This is a genomic window from Acinetobacter sp. YH16056_T (genome assembly GCF_024605895.1).
Lineage (GTDB): Bacteria > Pseudomonadota > Gammaproteobacteria > Pseudomonadales > Moraxellaceae > Acinetobacter > Acinetobacter amyesii.
This window is the reverse complement of the sequence record NZ_CP094545.1, coordinates 1,178,792-1,196,459: the sequence shown is the minus strand read 5'-3', so window position 1 is coordinate 1,196,459 and position 17,668 is coordinate 1,178,792. Positions and strand designations below refer to the sequence as shown.

At 39.5% G+C, this 17,668-nt stretch carries 17 protein-coding genes and 4 tRNA genes; 12 read left to right on the top strand and 9 right to left on the bottom strand.

The features are described from left to right. The first annotated feature begins 28 nt into the window (after positions 1 to 28). Together MST17_RS06080 and MST17_RS06075 are read left to right on the top strand one after the other, a co-directional pair. Entirely contained in the window at positions 29 to 2,542 is a 2,514-nt protein-coding gene (locus MST17_RS06080; protein WP_180026343.1) for an acyl-CoA dehydrogenase, read from the top strand. Between the two features lie 159 nt (positions 2,543 to 2,701). Continuing rightward, positions 2,702 to 3,088, top strand: a complete 387-nt coding sequence (locus tag MST17_RS06075; protein WP_005008801.1) for a carboxymuconolactone decarboxylase family protein — start codon at positions 2,702 to 2,704, stop codon at positions 3,086 to 3,088. A 104-nt stretch (positions 3,089 to 3,192) separates the two neighbouring features. On the opposite strand, the gene MST17_RS06070 is transcribed toward MST17_RS06075, so the two are convergent. Further along, positions 3,193 to 3,450 carry a hypothetical protein gene (locus MST17_RS06070; RefSeq protein ID WP_078191893.1) on the bottom strand — a complete coding sequence of 86 codons (258 nt, stop codon included), beginning with the start codon at positions 3,448 to 3,450 and terminating at the stop codon, positions 3,193 to 3,195. A 186-nt stretch (positions 3,451 to 3,636) separates the two neighbouring features. Further along, entirely contained in the window at positions 3,637 to 4,815 is a 1,179-nt protein-coding gene (locus MST17_RS06065; RefSeq protein ID WP_180026344.1) for a S1C family serine protease, read from the bottom strand. Between the two features lie 169 nt (positions 4,816 to 4,984). Here MST17_RS06065 and MST17_RS06060 point away from each other — a divergent pair, with 169 nt between their 5' ends. The 8 genes from MST17_RS06060 (at position 4,985) to MST17_RS06025 (ending at position 8,626) form a co-directional block, all read left to right on the top strand. Further along, positions 4,985 to 5,743, top strand: a complete 759-nt coding sequence (locus MST17_RS06060) for a Nif3-like dinuclear metal center hexameric protein (RefSeq protein WP_180026345.1) — start codon at positions 4,985 to 4,987, stop codon at positions 5,741 to 5,743. 156 nt (positions 5,744 to 5,899) lie between these two features. Further along, a complete protein-coding gene (locus tag MST17_RS06055) occupies positions 5,900 to 6,526 on the top strand; it encodes a superoxide dismutase (RefSeq protein ID WP_078192384.1) in 627 nt (208 codons plus the stop codon). 100 nt (positions 6,527 to 6,626) lie between these two features. After that, on the top strand, positions 6,627 to 7,250 hold the full coding sequence (locus tag MST17_RS06050) for a hypothetical protein (protein ID WP_180160507.1): 624 nt from the start codon (positions 6,627 to 6,629) through the stop codon (positions 7,248 to 7,250). A gap of 87 nt (positions 7,251 to 7,337) precedes the next feature. Then, positions 7,338 to 7,413 (top strand) — tRNA-Asn (locus MST17_RS06045). 5 nt (positions 7,414 to 7,418) lie between these two features. Then, positions 7,419 to 7,494: transfer RNA gene (locus tag MST17_RS06040), tRNA-Asn, on the top strand. A 217-nt stretch (positions 7,495 to 7,711) separates the two neighbouring features. After that, a tRNA-Asn gene (locus MST17_RS06035) sits at positions 7,712 to 7,787 on the top strand. Positions 7,788 to 8,045: 258 nt separating this feature from the next. Next, positions 8,046 to 8,121: transfer RNA gene (locus MST17_RS06030), tRNA-Asn, on the top strand. A gap of 22 nt (positions 8,122 to 8,143) precedes the next feature. Further along, positions 8,144 to 8,626: a DUF2726 domain-containing protein gene (locus MST17_RS06025; protein ID WP_218945491.1), complete on the top strand. Its 483-nt coding sequence runs from the start codon at positions 8,144 to 8,146 to the stop codon at positions 8,624 to 8,626. Between the two features lie 75 nt (positions 8,627 to 8,701). Here MST17_RS06025 and MST17_RS06020 read toward each other — a convergent pair whose 3' ends face one another. The 4 genes from MST17_RS06020 to MST17_RS06005 all read right to left on the bottom strand — a co-directional run bounded on the left by MST17_RS06020 (position 8,702) and on the right by MST17_RS06005 (position 12,118). Continuing rightward, positions 8,702 to 8,962 (bottom strand): hypothetical protein, encoded by a 261-nt coding sequence (locus MST17_RS06020; RefSeq protein ID WP_168379169.1) that lies wholly within the window; start codon positions 8,960 to 8,962, stop codon positions 8,702 to 8,704. Between the two features lie 183 nt (positions 8,963 to 9,145). Next, positions 9,146 to 10,606, bottom strand: a complete 1,461-nt coding sequence (locus MST17_RS06015; RefSeq protein WP_180026347.1) for a S9 family peptidase — start codon at positions 10,604 to 10,606, stop codon at positions 9,146 to 9,148. 122 nt (positions 10,607 to 10,728) lie between these two features. Then, positions 10,729 to 11,610: a 4-hydroxybenzoate octaprenyltransferase gene (ubiA, locus tag MST17_RS06010; RefSeq protein WP_180026348.1), complete on the bottom strand. Its 882-nt coding sequence runs from the start codon at positions 11,608 to 11,610 to the stop codon at positions 10,729 to 10,731. 22 nt (positions 11,611 to 11,632) lie between these two features. Continuing rightward, entirely contained in the window at positions 11,633 to 12,118 is a 486-nt protein-coding gene (locus tag MST17_RS06005; RefSeq protein ID WP_180022631.1) for a chorismate lyase, read from the bottom strand. Between the two features lie 202 nt (positions 12,119 to 12,320). Between MST17_RS06005 and MST17_RS06000 the strand changes: the two genes are divergently transcribed. Then, positions 12,321 to 13,235, top strand: coding sequence for a polysaccharide deacetylase family protein (locus MST17_RS06000; protein ID WP_180026349.1), 915 nt, complete (start codon positions 12,321 to 12,323; stop codon positions 13,233 to 13,235). Between the two features lie 82 nt (positions 13,236 to 13,317). On the opposite strand, the gene MST17_RS05995 is transcribed toward MST17_RS06000, so the two are convergent. Then, complete coding sequence (locus tag MST17_RS05995; protein ID WP_180026350.1) at positions 13,318 to 13,596, bottom strand: hypothetical protein; 279 nt, start codon at positions 13,594 to 13,596, stop codon at positions 13,318 to 13,320. Positions 13,597 to 13,692: 96 nt separating this feature from the next. Then, positions 13,693 to 15,108, bottom strand: a complete 1,416-nt coding sequence (gene glnA, locus MST17_RS05990; RefSeq protein ID WP_171262625.1) for a type I glutamate--ammonia ligase — start codon at positions 15,106 to 15,108, stop codon at positions 13,693 to 13,695. Positions 15,109 to 16,179: 1,071 nt separating this feature from the next. On the opposite strand from glnA, the gene MST17_RS05985 reads away from it, so the two are divergent. Beyond that, entirely contained in the window at positions 16,180 to 17,385 is a 1,206-nt protein-coding gene (locus MST17_RS05985; RefSeq protein WP_180026351.1) for a tyrosine-type recombinase/integrase, read from the top strand. 6 nt (positions 17,386 to 17,391) lie between these two features. Here the strand turns inward: MST17_RS05985 and MST17_RS05980 are convergent, their stop codons facing one another. Further along, positions 17,392 to 17,667, bottom strand: a complete 276-nt coding sequence (locus tag MST17_RS05980; RefSeq protein WP_180026352.1) for a hypothetical protein — start codon at positions 17,665 to 17,667, stop codon at positions 17,392 to 17,394. Position 17,668: the final 1 nt, after the last annotated feature.

The window sequence follows — 17,668 nt, the reverse complement described above, 5'->3', positions numbered from 1 at the left end:
CTGGCCCTTGTCACTGGAGCCATAACAAATGCTATTTATACTCAGTGCCGTACTCTTTATTTTTGCTCTTTGGGCCGTTTTTTTCTTTGAACTTTCACGAGCTGTAGGCGCGATAACACTGATATTCGTTTCAATTGCACTCGCCTTTTTAAGCCCATGGTCATTAATACTTGGCATCCCGCTTATTGCTTTAAGTTTAATTGTGTTGATTGATCCACTGAGGCTCAATCTACTCACCAAACCTGCCTATAAAACCTTAGCAAATGCGATGCCGAATATGAGTACTACGGAACGTGAAGCGTTGGATGCAGGAACAAGTTGGTGGGAAAAAGAGCTATTTATGGGCGCGCCTGATTGGAAAAAATTTGAGGCTTATCCCTATCCTCAGCTTAGTGCTGAAGAACAATCCTTCATTGATAATGAAGTCGAACAACTTTGTGCCATGCTCAACGAATGGGATATTCACCATAAACATAAAGACCTCCCACCAGAAGCTTGGCAATTCATTAAGGATAATGGTTTCTTAGGACTAGTGATTCCAAAATCTTACGGGGGCCGTGAATTTAGTTCATATGCACAAAGCCGTGTCATGAGCAAGATTGCATCTCGCTCACTCACTGCCGCAGTCAGTTGTATGGTGCCCAACTCTCTTGGACCGGGGGAATTACTTCTACACTATGGTACCGAAGCACAAAAAGACAGATACCTCCCTGGCCTTGCAAAAGGTGAAGAAATTCCATGTTTTGGACTCACAAGCCCTGAAGCAGGCTCAGATGCAGGCGCTATTCCAGATACAGGTGTTGTCTGTTATGGCACCTTTGAGGGACAACAAGTGCTCGGCTTAAACATGAATTTCTCTAAACGCTGGATTACCCTTGCACCGATTGCCACCGTCATTGGTCTTGCATTTAAGTTATACGATCCAGATGGCTTATTGGGAGATAAAAATAAAACGGAATATGGCATCACCTGCGCGCTGCTACCGGCGAGTCATGACGGTGTCATTACAGGCCCTCGTCATAATCCAGGCTCACCATTTATGAATGGGACAGTTGAAGGTAAAGATGTCTTTATTCCCTTAGACTGGATCATTGGTGGGATAGAAAATGCCGGTAAAGGCTGGCGTATGCTGATGGAATGCTTAGCGGTTGGTCGTGGTATTTCACTTCCTGCATTGTCAACGGCAGCCGGAGAAATGGCATATTTAAACGTCGGCGCATTTGCCAAAGTTCGTCAGCAGTTTAAAATTTCTGTAGGTAATTTTGAAGGTGTACAAGAAGCTTCGAGTGATATCGCATCAGACGCTTATATGCTTGAAGCATTTCGCTATTTGGTGACTTGTGGTTTAAACCAAGGCGGCAAACCTGCTGTAATGACTGCAATGGCCAAATACTATGCCACTGAAACCATGCGGAAAGTGGTGAATCATGGCATGGACATCGTCGGTGGACGTGCCGTGCAAATGGGACCTCGTAATTTTTTAGCTTTGAATTATCAGGCCATTCCTGTGTCAATTACTGTCGAAGGTGCCAATATTCTAAGTCGCTCTCTAATGATTTTTGGACAAGGCTCAATGCGGTGCCATCCATATTTATTTGAAGAGCTACAATTAATTCAAGCCAAAGATAAGGACACTGCACTCAATACATTCAACGAAATGCTCTTTAAGCACTTGGGCTATACTTTTAACCGAACTGCACGTGCCTTTGCTTATGCGTTCACTGGTGGCCCATCAGACTCACCTGCTTCAGCAGATGAATTTAGTCGCCCCTACTATAAAAAAATTAACCGCTTTAGTGCCGATTTCGCGCTGACTGCAGATATGTGTCTTGGCCTATTAGCCGGCGATATTAAACGTAAAGAAATGCTCTCTGGACGACTTGCAGACATTCACTCTTATTTATTTATCGCGACAGCTATTCTTAAATATTATGAACAAGGTCAAAGAAGTGAAGCTGAACAATTACATGCGCAACTTGCATTAGATAAAGCTTTGTACAATGTTGAAGAAGCTTTCCATGGCTTATTTGATAACTTCCCAATGCGACTAGCAGCAAGCGTAGTAAAAATCATCTGCTTTCCGTTTGGACGAGTTGTTGCTAAACCGACAGACCGTTTAAAACGTGAAGTTGCCACTCAAATGATGCTAGACAATACTTTCCGCCAAGAACTGAAAAAGCACGTGTATTACAGCACTGCAGCAGATGAAGTTTCTGGTCGTATGGAAAATGCCTTTTTACAATTGTTGAAAATTGAACCGCTGTGGAACCAATTTAAAAAAGCTGAATCTAAAGGCCAATTCAAAGGTTTAACTTTTGAAGCACATATAGAAGATGCGATTGCACAAAAAGTCATTACAGCCTCTGAAGCTGAACAGCTCAGCACTTACAACATTCAACGCTATGACAGTATGCTCACAGATGTATTTGACATGCAGCTCATCCACGAACTTGAGCTATCCAATCCACATTTAACCATTTCACCAGAAGTGAAAAAGCAACAACACACTGATGATGAACCAGAAGCCTTCCTGCGTTATTAATCAACTTCTTCATCGATTTTGAGCTTTATTTTTCTCAAAATAAAAGCCATTCCACTGTTAAACAATGGGATGGCTTTTTTATACGACCATCAGCCAATGGTATCGCAGAGTCAAAGGTATAGGCTGTACTGCAAAATTACATCACAGAGGGTTTGCTACATGTCACAACAAGATTATGAAAATGGCTTAAAAGTTCGTACTGAAGTTATGGGTGAAAGTTTCGTTAAACGTGCTCAAGACAATACCGTGCCATTTACTCAACCTTTGCAAGATTGGATTAATGAGCATGCATGGGGTTCAACTTGGCAGCGTGAAGGCGTTTTACCCCGTAAATATCGCTCACTGATTACTATTGCATTTTTAACAGCACAAAAAAGTCCGACAGAACTCAAAGGTCATGTCCGAGGTGCTTTAAATAACGGGGCGACTGTAGAAGAAATTCAGGAAGTATTACTTCATAGTTTGCCATATTGTGGTGCACCAGCGACTCAAGAAGCCTTTCGTGCGGCGCTTGAAGTCATTAACGACTATCAAAAATCTGAATAAGTTACTGCGTTATAAAACAGTTTTAGAAAACTACGCTTAGCGTGGTTTTCTAAAGGGTTTCATCTTGTTTTTAACTTACGACCTTAAATGCAGTGAATCCCGAATCAAATCCAGTAGACATTAAAATTATAGAAGAATTCATTCACTTCAAATCGAACTTGATATCCCAATTCTGTAAGCTCAGCAGATAAACTTCGAATCTCTTCTAAAGCTAAATGCTTGGGTAAAACCGTAAATACGGCGGTATTCCCCTGTTTGGCATTTTCCTCAATCAGCAAAGCCAAACGTGTCTTATATAAGGCGATATCTAAATTGGCTTGACTGGATAAAACTTTGGCATGTTCAGCGGGTAAAAAGCTCATATTCTTATACGCTTATCTGATTATTATTGCTTATAAATTAAGCCAAATTCAGCAAAGCGTGCAATGCATTTTTGTAATTGATATTTCAATTTCAAAGCGCATTGTTTGGCGCAAACGAAGCTCTTCAAAGCGATATACAAAAAAAGGAACTCAAAAAAAATCCCTCATGAAGAGGGATTTTCTATGCTAGCGGGGTAATGGAATATATTGCGAGTCACTGTTTTGAGTTTGCAGTTTACGCTCTCCCACTTGTACCGGCAATGTCATCGCCTTTCCGTCTCGCTCAATCTCAATTTGCATAGTGCTCAATGGCGCTTGTTGTGCAACGTAATTGATTAAATGTGAGGTCGAGGTAATCAGCTCATTATTCACTTTCACGATTTTATCACCACGTTTTAAACCTGCCTGTGCTGCAGGTCCATTACGAATGACATCTGCGACAATCACACCATTCACACGTGGATCTAAAATATTTTCTTGTTTAATTGGAAGTAAACTAATACCTAACCAACCACGAACCACTCGCCCATCTTTTAAAATAGCGTTCAGCACTTGTTGACATACTTTTGCAGGAATGGCAAAACCAATCCCCAAAGAGCCACCTGACTGCGAGAAGATCGCGGTATTTACACCAATTAAGTTCCCTGCAACATCAATTAAAGCACCACCAGAGTTGCCGGGGTTGATCGCAGCATCTGTTTGAATAAAGTCTTCGTAAGTGTTGATTCCCAAATCTGAACGACCTGTAGCTGAGATAATCCCTTGCGTAACCGTCTGACCCACGCCAAAAGGGTTACCAATCGCTAGGACGACATCACCGACTTCATTGCCACTTAGCTTAAATGGCAAAACCGGTAATTGACTCATTTCAATCTTAATCACAGCTAGGTCTGTATCTGGGTCTGTACCCACAACTTTCGCTTCAGCACGACGACCATCATGTAAAGCCACAACGATCTGATCGGCCTGTGCGATCACGTGGTTATTCGTCAAAATATAGCCATCTGGACGAACAATCACACCTGAACCTAAACTATTTTCGTTTTGATTGGTTTGATCTGGAAGTTGATTACCAAAAAACTCACGGTAAACAGGATCATTTAATAAAGGATGATCCAATTGTTTCACTTTTTGCGTAGTGAAAATATTGACAACCGCTGGAGCAGCAACTTTTACCGCAGCACTATACGAAACTACACCGCCTGTACGCGACGTATCGATGAGGGGCTCAACCTTTTCTGCAGGCATTTTAACCCCATCTGGGGCAATGGGTGCTTTAGGTTTTTGAACCTGTTGCCATGTAAAGAAACCGATGATCACAAGTATTAATAATACCCAAGGTAACCATGTAAAGGTCCGACGCACGTCTATATCCTCTAAATTTTATAATTCATTGATGGCTAAATAATTTATATCGTATTGTAATGTAATCTTTTCAACAAAATTAAAAATAAATACAGAGATTTGTGATTCTTTAGTTACAATTTAAACAATCGTAAATTTTGATTCATCTCTTTGAGATTTTGGACAATATATGGCTCAGTTAAGTGAAATTATTCAGTGGTGTGACAGCACACTCAAAGCACATGAATTTAAGGACTATGCTCCCAACGGCTTGCAAATTGAAGGCTCAGCAGAAGTGCATAAAATTTTATGTGCAGTTACCGCATCACAAACAGCGATTGAAGCCGCGATAGCAGAAAAAGCTGATTTGCTATTGGTACACCATGGTTATTTTTGGAAAGGTGAAGCTTACCCAATCACAGGTATGCGCGGCAAACGCATCAAAAGCCTGATCAAAAACGATATTTCACTCGTTGGTTATCACTTACCTTTAGATAGTCACCCTACTTTAGGTAATAATGCAGCGATAGCAGATTTGCTCGAATTAGAAAATATTGAAGCTTTAGATCCTACTGAACGCAATCCTATTGGCAATGTTGGTTATTTAAAACAAGCCATGACTCCAGCAGCGTTTAAAGAGTTCGTTTCTGAAAGATTAGGATTTGATGCCATTCACCTGCCTGCAGATAAACCATCTATTCAAAAAATTGGTTTTTGTACAGGCGGCGCACAGGACTTTATCGGTAAAGCGGCTGCATTAGATTGTGATGCGTACATTTCAGGTGAAGTGAGTGAACGTACTTTTTACGAGGCTCAAGAATTAAACGTGCATTATTATGCATGTGGGCATCATGCAACCGAGCGTTATGGTGTACAACGACTCGCGAAAGCTATTTCAGAACAGTTCAATATTGAGTATAGTTATTTCGAATTAAATAACCCGATTTAATTTAAATCGTCTTGGTCTTTGGCTCAGTCCTTATACGTATATTTTCAGGCTTTATTCTGTATTGTTATTTATAAGCAATGCGCATTTTACTGCAAGAATCTATTACAATAACGGCACTTAATGTCAAAACCCAGCAAAATGCAAGGAATTGAAAACATGACAACGATTACTTTACCAGCGTTACCTTACGGTTACGAAGATCTTGCTCCGCACATCAGCAAAGAAACTTTAGAATACCATCACGACAAACACCACAATACTTATGTGGTTAATCTAAACAAAGCAATTGAAGGTACTGACCTTGCTGGCAAAACTTTAGAAGAAATCATCACTGCTGTTAAAGGCGATGCTTCTAAAGCTGGTATCTTCAACAATGCAGCCCAAGTATGGAACCACACATTCTACTGGAACTGTATGGCTAAAAACGGTGGCGGTAAAGCTACTGGCGCTTTAGCAGCTAAAATCGACGAAGCTTTCGGTTCTTACGAAAAATTCGCTGAAGAATTTGCAAATGCTGCTGCAACTCAGTTCGGTTCAGGTTGGGCTTGGTTAGTTGCTGACGAAGTAAACGGCAACCTTTCTATCCTTAAAACTTCAAATGCTGACACTCCACTTGCTCACGGTAAAGTTGCAGTGTTGACTATCGACGTTTGGGAACATGCTTACTACATCGATTTCCGCAACGCTCGTCCTAAATACATCTCTACTTTCTTAGAAAGCCTAGTGAACTGGGACTATGCAAACGCTAAATATGCAGGTCAAGCTGCTGGCGTTGAAAAATAAGTTTTAAAACTTATCCAAAAGTCAAAAAAATCACCCTTTTAGGGTGATTTTTTATGCTTTAAATATCATACTGCCACAACAATCAATACTACACAAAAGAATGAATCAAGAACCATTACTAATCTTAAAAGCAAAATATACCAAAATATTAGTGATGTTTATCTTTATCACTATAATCCAGTATGTGAGTTACTCTTATGTTCAAGAATCTATTAAATATAGCTTTAATTCAGCACTAATATTGACTGGATTATCAATTATGGAATTCGTCTTAATTTTACTTATCATCAAAAATGGACTGCCACAAATTAGATTTTTCGAAAGTGATTGTATAATTCAACTTTATATAATGAAAATTCAGTTTAACTATGATCAAATAGAAAGCATATCCATTAACAACACAAAAAGTCACTACAACCTATTACCTGTCGGTAATGAATATTTATTAAGGATTGTATTCAAACACAATCAAAATCTTTTTAATCTACTCCAAAACACCATTAAACCTGTTATGTCTTTTTCTAAATTTCATTTAGATACCTTCGCAAACCATCAAATTTTAGAAATATATTTATTATTCCAAATTATAATTCCTTTAGATCAAGAGAAACGCATAACTACGCTTAAAAATTTAAATCTACAAAATTTGACGATAAAGCAAATCAGCAACCTAGATGATATAAAAAACTTCAAAAATAACCGCTATTTAAGAAAAAATTTCTAGACTTGAACAATAAAAAAACATTCAAATAGTCATTTCATCAAATCTGCTTGACCACTTTAGCTTTCATCCCTAAAATGCGCATCAGATTCTCCAATAGCTCAGTCGGTAGAGCGACGGACTGTTAATCCGCAGGTCCCTGGTTCGAGCCCAGGTTGGAGAGCCATCTATTCTTCCATAGCTCAGTCGGTAGAGCGACGGACTGTTAATCCGCAGGTCCCTGGTTCGAGCCCAGGTGGAAGAGCCAGATTCTAAAAAGCCCACTCATTGCGAAGTGGGTTTTTTATTGCCTGTTGTTTAAGCAAAGCATACCTACTTTTTTGTTTATGCTTTCCTAAAAGTATCCGTATAAGTACTAACTTGTCTGATTCGGCTATTTTTAAAACACTTAATTTGATTTTTCTGTATTTTATTTAAATCAGGCTTGACCACCCTGCCATACATCTTTAGAATCCGTTTCAGATTCTCCAATAGCTCAGTCGGTAGAGCGACGGACTGTTAATCCGCAGGTCCCTGGTTCGAGCCCAGGTTGGAGAGCCAAATTCTAAAAGCCCACGCATTATGTCGTGGGCTTTTTTTATGCTCTAGGCTTTTATTTTTAAGATAAGAATCACTTGCTCTATGACCTAAGCTATTCACCGACCTCTCCTTCCACATTAGAAGCAATTATCAAAGCTTAAGTTTTAAAAACACTTTATATTAAAGGTGTTTATATTTAATACATTCAGCCTAAATTTTCTTATTTTTTGCAATTCCGACTTGACCTCACTGCATTTGCCCCATAGAATGCGTGCAGATTCTCCAATAGCTCAGTCGGTAGAGCGACGGACTGTTAATCCGCAGGTCCCTGGTTCGAGCCCAGGTTGGAGAGCCAAATTCTAAAAAGCCCACGCATCATGACGTGGGCTTTTTTCATATATGTAGTTTATTCCGTGCCAGATCTCAGTCAGTTCATATTTTTTATTATTGGTTGCTTGGCAACTTTTGCACTTGTCTGCTTAGTCTTTCCGAGACTGTTTAGAAGCAAACAAAAGTTTTTCCCACGTCGTGTAATCACTGCCTTTGAAAGTAAGATGTTTCATCGTTTAAATGAAGCATTTCCGAACTACCACATTTTAGCCCAAGTGGCTTTTAGCGCACTGATCACCAATCAAAATTATAAAATTAGGAATAGATTTAATCGAAAAGTCACTGATTTTGTCATACTTGACCAAACTTATAATGTGCTTGTGATTATCGAACTGGATGACCCTAGTCATATAGGCAAAGAGCAAGAAGATGCTGAACGTGATGCAATGCTTGAAGAAGCGGGCTACCGTGTAATCCGCTACACCAGTATTCCAACAGTTCACACGCTCAGGCATGATATAAATAAATAGTTGTAAAATACGTAAATCAAAATCAAACATTGAGTGAATGCGCATTGCATTCACATCGATAATGTAAACAGAATTTTATTGAGCATTTGACTCTTGAGCAGCCAGCACTTCTGATACTGCTTGGTCAGCCTCAGCAGCCAAAGCCTCATCTTGGGCTTCTTTAGCTTTAATGCGCTCAATCATTTCAGCTTGTTGTTGCTTATATTTTTCTTGGTTTTTGGCATCACTATTGACTGCAAGAAAAGCCATACTGACCAAAAATATAGGAATCAATAGCCCAAGTGCCATCAAAATGATCATCTTTTTGGTATTGGGCTTTGGCTTAACTTCAGACATAACGATTCTTTCATTTACATAAATAATTCGACGCCCAATATAGCAAAAAACAAAATTCGCTCAAGCCTTCATATCATTCTTTACTCTAACCAACTATACCCCCTCATTTTCACGGATTGAATGATTAACAATCCAATATTCAATAAAAAAAGGAGACATGCTCCTTTTTTATTATTTAAAAACTTAGCTTGAAGCAACTATACCCGTACAATGTGGACTTTGGCTCGCATCTTTTTGCTCATTGGTTAAATCAATACCTGTACCTGCGGACATTTTAGCTTGAATAAATTCGACCGCTTGCGCATTTCTACAGATAATCGCCTGTGTATGACTTGCTTTTGGCACAATATCCAATAAATATCCATCCTCATATTTTGCCTGTGGGAAGTATTTCACCGCTTGCAATTTCATATTTTCAAATAAAGCTTGAGTCACAGGAGGTAATACAGCTTTATCTTCTTCACCTTGAATAATATAAACAGGGGCTTTAATTACTTTGGCAGCAGTTGCATTCGTCGCTGGCTGATTATCATTTAAAAATTTCTGAACGACAGGATCGGTATCAATTTTATTCAAATCAATTCCGTACTGTGAAACCGTATGCGTTGGATCTTTTAAGAATTCAATCACAGCTGCTTTAAACTGTTCTTGCAAACCATTTGCGCCATTTGGATCGGCATAACTTAAACATGCACCGTCATCCCCTGTACGTCCATAGGCTTTTTCTGCAATAACACCGGCATCAGCAGTAAAAATATTTTTTAAATCATAATTTGGCTCATAGGCTTTAATACCTGAACTGGTCAATGCAGCATATGCCAAAAGCTCAGCATAGCCATCTGCAATTTGATCAATTAACGCTTGTGCTTGAACCTCCGAAAGCTGCCCCATACTAAGTGCATAACGCACTTGTGCCAACTGTTCATCCAATCTATTCAATCCATGGGGTTTAGGTTGACCATTTGCATCAACATTTAGTTTTGGATCTAAATAGATCTTAATAATCGTCCCCAAACTCGATGCAGGTGCGGCTGCCACTGCCCCTTTATAGTTTGCATCCGTATTTGCAAATTCCGCCGTCCCTAAGGATGCATGACCACCTTGCGATTGACCGATCGACATCCACTGACCATTGAGTTGCTTACCATAATGTTCTTTTGCCGCTTTAACCGCAGTAAGTGCCGAATTTGCCGCACTTGATAAATTAAGGTATGGATGAACTCCTTTGGTTCCTAAGCCTTCATAGTCTGGCGCCACAATTACATAACCTGCCGCCATAAGCGTGTTAGCTAGAATTTTAAAACGTGGATGAATTACATTTCTACTTGGCGCACACTCATCTCCTGCTCCGACTGTCCCATGCTCCCACACCACAACGCGATACCCATCTTTAGGTTGTGTAGCTTTTGGAAATAACACCAAGGCTGTTGCAGTCGCTGCTTTCCCCTGTACATTGGTCATGTTATACGTCATGACTTTTATGGACGATGTATTGTCTACAGTATTGAAAGCATAATTTGCTTCAGACACAAATGTTGATTTTTGATTCGAAGATGATGAATCATTACCATCGTCATTACACGCGGTTAAAGACAGCATAGAAACTGCAACTGTCAAAGCTAATGCTATTTTTGAACGTTTCATAAAATATCCTTTTTAATCATTATTCTTTAAACATGAAACTACATGCCTTTTTATTAATGCATAAAAAAAAGCACCCGAATAGGATGCTTTAGTTCATTTTAAAAAGTTTCAGATCAATGACATTAAAGCGTCAGGGCCATGAAAATTCCAATAAAAATCATAAACCCTACCCAGCGGTTATGGCGAAACGCCCAAAAACATAACTGCGGATCACGGCCTCTGGTTTTAGTCCATTGGTAAATAAAATCGGCAGCCACAGCCAACATTGCAACTAAACCAAATGGCATCAAGAGATCTTCTAAATACAACGCAGAACCAATCAGTACAATGCTTAGCGCCTGTAATAAAGAAATGATTTCAATATCATATTTACCAAATAAAATCGCAGTTGATTTCACGCCAATTTTCAAATCATATTCACGGTCAGTAATGGCATATTGTGTGTCATATGCAACGGTCCATGCCAAATTACCAAAGTACAATAACCAGCAAGTCAAATCAGGTGTTTGCCCCACAGCGGTATAAGCGATAGGAATCGACCATGAAAATGCCGCGCCTAAAAATACTTGTGGCAGATGCGTGTAGCGTTTCATAAAGGGATAAATGAACGCTAAAAACAATGCACCAAAGGACCAATAAAAAGTTTCTATCGGTAAAAAGAACAACATACATGCGCTAGCAAGCACCAAGATCAAGAACACATATATGGCTTCTTTAGCACTAATCACTCCAGTGGCTAAAGGACGATGTTTGGTTCTTTCCACAGCACCATCGACTTTACGGTCAGCAAAGTCATTAATCGCACAACCTGCTGCACGCATAAATATCGTGCCCAAAATCATGGGAATCAAAATACTGAATTGCGGTGTTCCTTGATTGGCAATCCACAGTGCCCACATGGTTGGCCAAAAAACCAGTTCCGTGCCAATTGGCTTATCGAAGCGACATAAATAGTAATAAGCTTCTAAACGCTGCTGCCAAGTAATCTGTTGCACCACGGCCATGACTGTCCTTCATCTGGTAATGTTATTTCTGCAAATATTGCTCAAAACTCGCTAAAAAAGTTTCCTGAACTATAAATTTACAACCATGCCAAGTATAACAGCTCTGACGTGTCCAACCATCGTCTAGCCACAATACACGCCGCTCACACTTCGGATTGGTCCGTTGAAATAAAAAATGTCCGATGGGTTTTTTACCAATATGCCGAAAAATCCGCGCACGGCCTTGTATACTGAGGATTGGAAATATACTTTTTGCCTTGACCCACGGCTCAGCTTCACAGCCATATAAATAACTTTCACGTACCCAAGCTGTGTGCTGTATTGGCATTTGTAGCCACCGTGCATCTTGAAGCGTCATACGTTGAAATTGCTCAATACTTGGCTCAACCTTAAATACGCCTTGGGCAAAATCTGTTAATTGTTGAGTTAATGAACCCGAAGCATACAACCATGTTCTTAATTCAGGAGACATTCTTTTATCCCGCATTTCGCATGCTTGACGCTGCATATTCCATTTCCCTTATAACCATTTGCTGAGTATAGCGAATCCTTAGTGTAACCAACTCAACATCGTTTTTCATGACCCATAGCTTGTTTTCAGTAAAATGAACAAAACAAAACGGCTTAAGTACTTCATTACATTTGCAATCAACACAAACCTCACATACACAGTATGATGTCGTGGATAACCACTAAATTACACAAGCATAATGTTTCCATTTTACCCGCTACATGTTTTTATTTTTTTCGTTTTACTTTGTGCCAATATCACGGTTCAAGCAAAATCTATTGCACTCAGTTTTGATGATGGATTAAATCCAGTGTTTAACGCACAAGCGGAACAAATCAATGCCCAAATTTTAAAACATCTGCATGATCAACAAATCAAAACTATTGTCTTCCCTAGCCTGATTAAAATTGGCGATTATCAAGGTAAACAACTGATTCAAGCGTGGGGACAATCTGGCCATCTGATTGGCAATCATAGTGCACTGCACCAAAATCTGAATAAAGAAAATGTCACTGTACACGATTATCTGCACAGCATTGAACAGGCAGATACAGTGCTAAAAACGCTGCCGAATTACATCCGTATTTACCGTTATCCATTTTTAAAAGAAGGTAATAACGCTGAAAAACGTGATGCTGTCTATCACTGGTTAGAGCAGCATCAATACCGCATTGGCGGTGTGAGTATTGATGCCAGTGACTGGTTTTATAACCGGAAATATCTCGACTATGCCAAACAGCAAGACTTTGACAAATTAGAGCGTCTAAAACAAGCGTATATTGCTCACCTGCTTCACCGAGCGGATTATTATGACCAGCTTGCGCAGCTCACTTTACAACGTTCACCGCAGCATGTTTTGCTTTTACATGTAAATGCCATTAATGCCGCATTTTTAAAGGATGCCATTACTGCTTTTCAACAGCATGGCTGGACATTTATTTCAGCTGAGCGCGCCCTGCAAGACCCGTTATATGCACAGCACAGCCAAAACATCCCTGCGGGTGAAAGTGTGATTTGGTCGATTGCCAAAACTCAAGGAATTACACAGCTGCGCTACCCCGCCGAAGATGCGCCTTATGAAGGTGACAATTTAAAACAGCATGGTTTGCAATGACGGTTAGCAAATCACTTAAAGCACTATAAAAAATGACCTGCTGTGTTTCAGGTCAATTTTTAGATCAAGTTTTAGTGTTGGATTAAAAGTTATCTGTCTTGGCAATAGCTTCAAACTTTCCTTGCGGCGTTTTTACTAAAACCAGCCCTTCGGTCGTAATATAAAAACTTTCAGGGTAATCAAAGTCCAATGCCAGCTCTGGGTTTTTCAGCTCGATAAATTGAGCCTGTTTATAACCTTCAACGGTCCGCCCCACTTCCAAATAAGTCACTTCTGAGAAGTTGAGTTTAAAGCCCTTTGCCTGATCCGATGGATCAATCCAAGGAAAAAAACCGGTATGTTTTTTACGTGGTTTTGCCATGTTTAGATATTCATTCAACTCTTTGCTTTATCTTAACCCATCTCATAAAAAAACCCGCACAAGGCGGGTCTTTTTACAGTGTAATTCTGTACAGAATTACAAGCTGTAGTACATGTCGAATTCAACTGGGTGAGTTGTCGTGTTAAGACGACGAACTTCTTCAGTTTTAAGTTCGATGTAAGCATCAAGCATTTCTTTAGTGAACACGCCACCTTTAAGAAGGTAATCATGGTCCGCAGCAAGCGCTTCAAGCGCCATATCTAAGCTATGAGCCACTGTAGGGATTTTAGCTTCTTCTTCAGGAGGAAGGTCATACAAGTTCTTGTCAGCAGCTTCACCTGGGTGGATCTTGTTTTGAATACCGTCAAGACCAGCCATAAGAAGTGCAGCGAAACCTAAGTACGGGTTCATCATTGGATCTGGGAAACGTGCTTCGATACGTTTGCCTTTAGGGCTAGAAACGTAAGGAATACGAATAGAAGCTGAACGGTTACGTGCTGAGTAAGCAAGCATAATCGGCGCTTCGAAATGTGGAACTAAACGTTTGTACGAGTTAGTTGATGGGTTTGTGATTGCGTTCAATGAACGAGCGTGTTTGATCACACCGCCAATGAAGTACAACGCCATTTCTGAAAGACCAGCGTATTCATCACCAGCAAACAAGTTCTTGCCATCTTTAGAGATCGACATGTGAACGTGCATACCAGAACCGTTATCGCCAACCATTGGTTTAGGCATAAATGTAGCAGTTTTAGCATATTGGTGAGCAACGTTCCAAACAGCATATTTGAACTGTTGAACTTCGTCCGCTTTGCGAACCATAGTGTTGAAGCTTACACCGATTTCAAGCTGGCAAGATGCAACTTCGTGGTGATGTACTTCTACACGACCTGGGCCCATGATATCTTCGATTTTTGCACACATATCTGCACGCATATCTTGTGAAGAATCTACAGGAGGAACTGGGAAGTAACCACCTTTCACACGTGGACGGTGACCAGAGTTACCCGCTTCATAATCTTTACCAGTAGACCAAGCAGCTTCTTCAGCGATTAATGTGTGGCGCGCGCCAGACATATCGATGTCCCATTTTACTTCGTCAAAAACAAAGAATTCTGGTTCTGGACCAAAGAAAGCTGTATCACCGATACCAGTTGATTTTAGGTATTCTTCCGCACGGCGAGCAATAGAGCGTGGGTCACGTTCATAACCTTGACCAGTTGAAGGTTCGATAACATCACAAGTCACAACAACTGTAGCTTCTGCAAAGAACGGGTCGATAAAACCAGTTTCTGCATCTGGACGTAAGATCATGTCAGATGCTTCAATGCCTTTCCAACCAGCAATTGAAGAACCATCAAACATTTTGCCATCTTCAAACGTATCTTCGTCGATTGAATCTGCTGGGTAAGTTACGTGTTGTTCTTTACCCTTAGTATCAGTAAAGCGAAAATCGACCCATTTTGCGCCACTTTCTTGGATGAGTTGAAGGACCTTGTTCGCCATGCTCATTTTGCTCCGATGATTTTTTTGTGCACACTGAAGTGCGTGTTAGTAGTTGGTAGTTATTAAGCAATTACCGTACCAACTTTTAAAAGCCAAGCTAAAATATTGAATTCCTTATCAGAATAGAAGATTTTAACTCCTTGCTTTTCGACTATTATACTGTGTGTAACAGTAAATGCACCATATTCAGCCACTCTTCATCACTTTTGTTTAAAAACTTCTCGCAGGTGTATCAAAATAGTGCAACTTGGTTTTGCACTAGTATGCACCAAAATGATTAATCGCTTTCAACGATAAAATCATTGAGATTTTATCAAAGCTTTAAGGTCGAATTTAAATACGATAGAAACTAATGGTTTAGCTAGTTCTAGATGGAAAAATACCAGCGTGATAACTATATTCATGATCGATATTTAGGTTTTTTGAGCCCTTAAAGCACTCTTTTTTTGAAGTAGATTTAACCATTTTGTTTTAATTTTGATCAATCTACCTTTGCATTAATTGTGCTCCATTTTGGTGATTTTGCTTCAAAACGGTTCATATTTTTCCAGCTAGAGCCTGAATTGCAATTTTTAACGACAGTAAGCAGATCTTTTTAAAATATCAATTGAACACATTTTAAACACTTAAATTCAGCCTATTGCTTTGTTCAACTTAAATCCTAAATTTATAAGTCGATAATTTGCTGAAATGATTTCAGTTGCGATGAACTTTGGCGAAATTGTTCAGCAGAAATTGAATAATATTTGCTATGATTGGCTGCATTCTAAATATTTCACTATTTTTCTATTTAAAATATCCACACGATATTTGGGTCAATATACAACTATTTAGAATCATTTCGGACTATTCTAAGCACAGTTAAGTGCATAAATTTCAAAGGTTAATACGCTCATGCTTTTGATGATCGAAAAAAAGTACTGAGATTCATACTGCTCCCCATTAGTTCCTTTGATCTACATAACAGTCTGATTTGTTACAAAATAGGTTTGTATTAGTTCCTTTTAGTTCTTCTTAATCCGGTACATTTACGGGTAATATTGCGGGTATCCTTAAATTTACCCGTTCGTTACCCGTATGGCCTCCAATAAGCTTACAGATGCAAAAATTAAAACACTTAAACCACAAGAGAAAGTTTACCGAATATTAGATTCAGATCGCCTGTATATTGAAGTTCGCCCATCAGGTACGAAAGTTTGGCGTTTTAAATTTACGCATCAAGGTAAAGAGTCATCTATGAGTCTTGGTGAGTATCCATCAATCGGTTTAGCTGATGCTCGCATTTTGCGTGAAGAAATGAGGGCAAAACTTGCTAGAGGAGTTCACCCTGTTTTAGAGAGAAAGCAGCTCAAACTTGAAGAAGAAAGCAAACTAACAAATACTTTTAAAAATGTTGCATTAGAATACTATGCAGAGCGCCTAAGCTCTAAGACTGAAAACTATAAAAACCAATTTTCAGTTTCTATGGAAAAAGATGTATTTCCGGCTATCGGATCTAAAGACATTAAAGCTGTAACGTCAGCTGATGTTTTAGGTATTTTGAAAAATACTATTAAACGAGTTAGATCTCAAAAGAATCGTGGTACTGGTGAGGTTACAGCAATACAGAATAGGAAGTTTATTGGCGCTGTTATGCGATATGCCATTGCCACCCTACGCGCTGAGAATGATCCAACATACGCTGTTCGTGATGTGGTTATCCGCCCTGAAGTTACCCATGCAAGACCATTAAGTAAAGATGAGCGCATCAAGGTCAGAACTCGCTTAGAAACTTACGGCGGCACTGAAACGGTAAAAAATGCTGGTCTTATGCTGCTTTACACGATGCTTAGAACCATAGAAATACGCCGTATGGAATGGTCGTGGGTGGATTTTGACGATCGCATCGTAACTTTCCCTAAGACTGCCATGAAGAAAAGCCGCGAACATATTCTTCCGATGTCAGATCAAGTATACGCAATTCTAAAAAACCAATATTTAAATTCTGGTAATAAAGTTTATGTGTTCCCTTCGGTTTATAAATCGGATTCAATGCTTAACCAGATGACCCTAAATAGAATGTTTCAACATTTAGCTATTGAAGATGTTTCAGCTCACGACTTGCGTGCCACTGCTTCTACTTTGCTGAATGAATACGGCTATGATGACAAATGGATCGAAGCTCAACTTGCACATGCTGACGATAATAAAACCCGAGCATCATACAATCACGCAAAATATTTAGCTGATCGTAGAAAAATGATGCAAGATTGGGCTGATATGGTAGATGGATGGAAGCAATAAAACCTTCTATTGTTGCTTGGTACTTCTTTCGTTGAAGTACTTTATGCATCCCTCTATAAATTCTGCATTCACATTCATCTCAGGATCATCTTTTTCATCGTCACATTGATCAGCAGATTTAAGTTGATTATCACGTGCATAGCGATATCCAAAATACTGCTCAGTTCCATCTTTATATCCCCCAAGTACTTCAGGACGCATTTGATATTGGAAATAGATAAATGCAGCCACACCTAACACTGCCAATGCTGAACTCATTAATTTGAATTGCTTTGAAATCATT

Coding starts and splice junctions, on each gene's coding strand:
- MST17_RS06070 (WP_078191893.1), bottom strand. CDS start 3,450: ATGAGCTTTTTACCCGCTGAACATGCCAAAGTTTTATCCAGTCAAGCC.
- MST17_RS06005 (WP_180022631.1), bottom strand. CDS start 12,118: ATGCAGCGTCAAGCATGCGAAATGCGGGATAAAAGAATGTCTCCTGAA.
- MST17_RS06050 (WP_180160507.1), top strand. CDS start 6,627: ATGAATCAAGAACCATTACTAATCTTAAAAGCAAAATATACCAAAATA.
- MST17_RS05985 (WP_180026351.1), top strand. CDS start 16,180: ATGGCCTCCAATAAGCTTACAGATGCAAAAATTAAAACACTTAAACCA.
- MST17_RS06075 (WP_005008801.1), top strand. CDS start 2,702: ATGTCACAACAAGATTATGAAAATGGCTTAAAAGTTCGTACTGAAGTT.
- MST17_RS06015 (WP_180026347.1), bottom strand. CDS start 10,606: ATGAAACGTTCAAAAATAGCATTAGCTTTGACAGTTGCAGTTTCTATG.
- MST17_RS06025 (WP_218945491.1), top strand. CDS start 8,144: ATGACGTGGGCTTTTTTCATATATGTAGTTTATTCCGTGCCAGATCTC.
- MST17_RS05995 (WP_180026350.1), bottom strand. CDS start 13,596: ATGGCAAAACCACGTAAAAAACATACCGGTTTTTTTCCTTGGATTGAT.
- MST17_RS06000 (WP_180026349.1), top strand. CDS start 12,321: ATGTTTCCATTTTACCCGCTACATGTTTTTATTTTTTTCGTTTTACTT.
- glnA (WP_171262625.1), bottom strand. CDS start 15,108: ATGAGCATGGCGAACAAGGTCCTTCAACTCATCCAAGAAAGTGGCGCA.
- MST17_RS06020 (WP_168379169.1), bottom strand. CDS start 8,962: ATGTCTGAAGTTAAGCCAAAGCCCAATACCAAAAAGATGATCATTTTG.
- MST17_RS06080 (WP_180026343.1), top strand. CDS start 29: ATGCTATTTATACTCAGTGCCGTACTCTTTATTTTTGCTCTTTGGGCC.
- MST17_RS06060 (WP_180026345.1), top strand. CDS start 4,985: ATGGCTCAGTTAAGTGAAATTATTCAGTGGTGTGACAGCACACTCAAA.
- ubiA (WP_180026348.1), bottom strand. CDS start 11,610: ATGGCCGTGGTGCAACAGATTACTTGGCAGCAGCGTTTAGAAGCTTAT.
- MST17_RS05980 (WP_180026352.1), bottom strand. CDS start 17,667: ATGATTTCAAAGCAATTCAAATTAATGAGTTCAGCATTGGCAGTGTTA.
- MST17_RS06055 (WP_078192384.1), top strand. CDS start 5,900: ATGACAACGATTACTTTACCAGCGTTACCTTACGGTTACGAAGATCTT.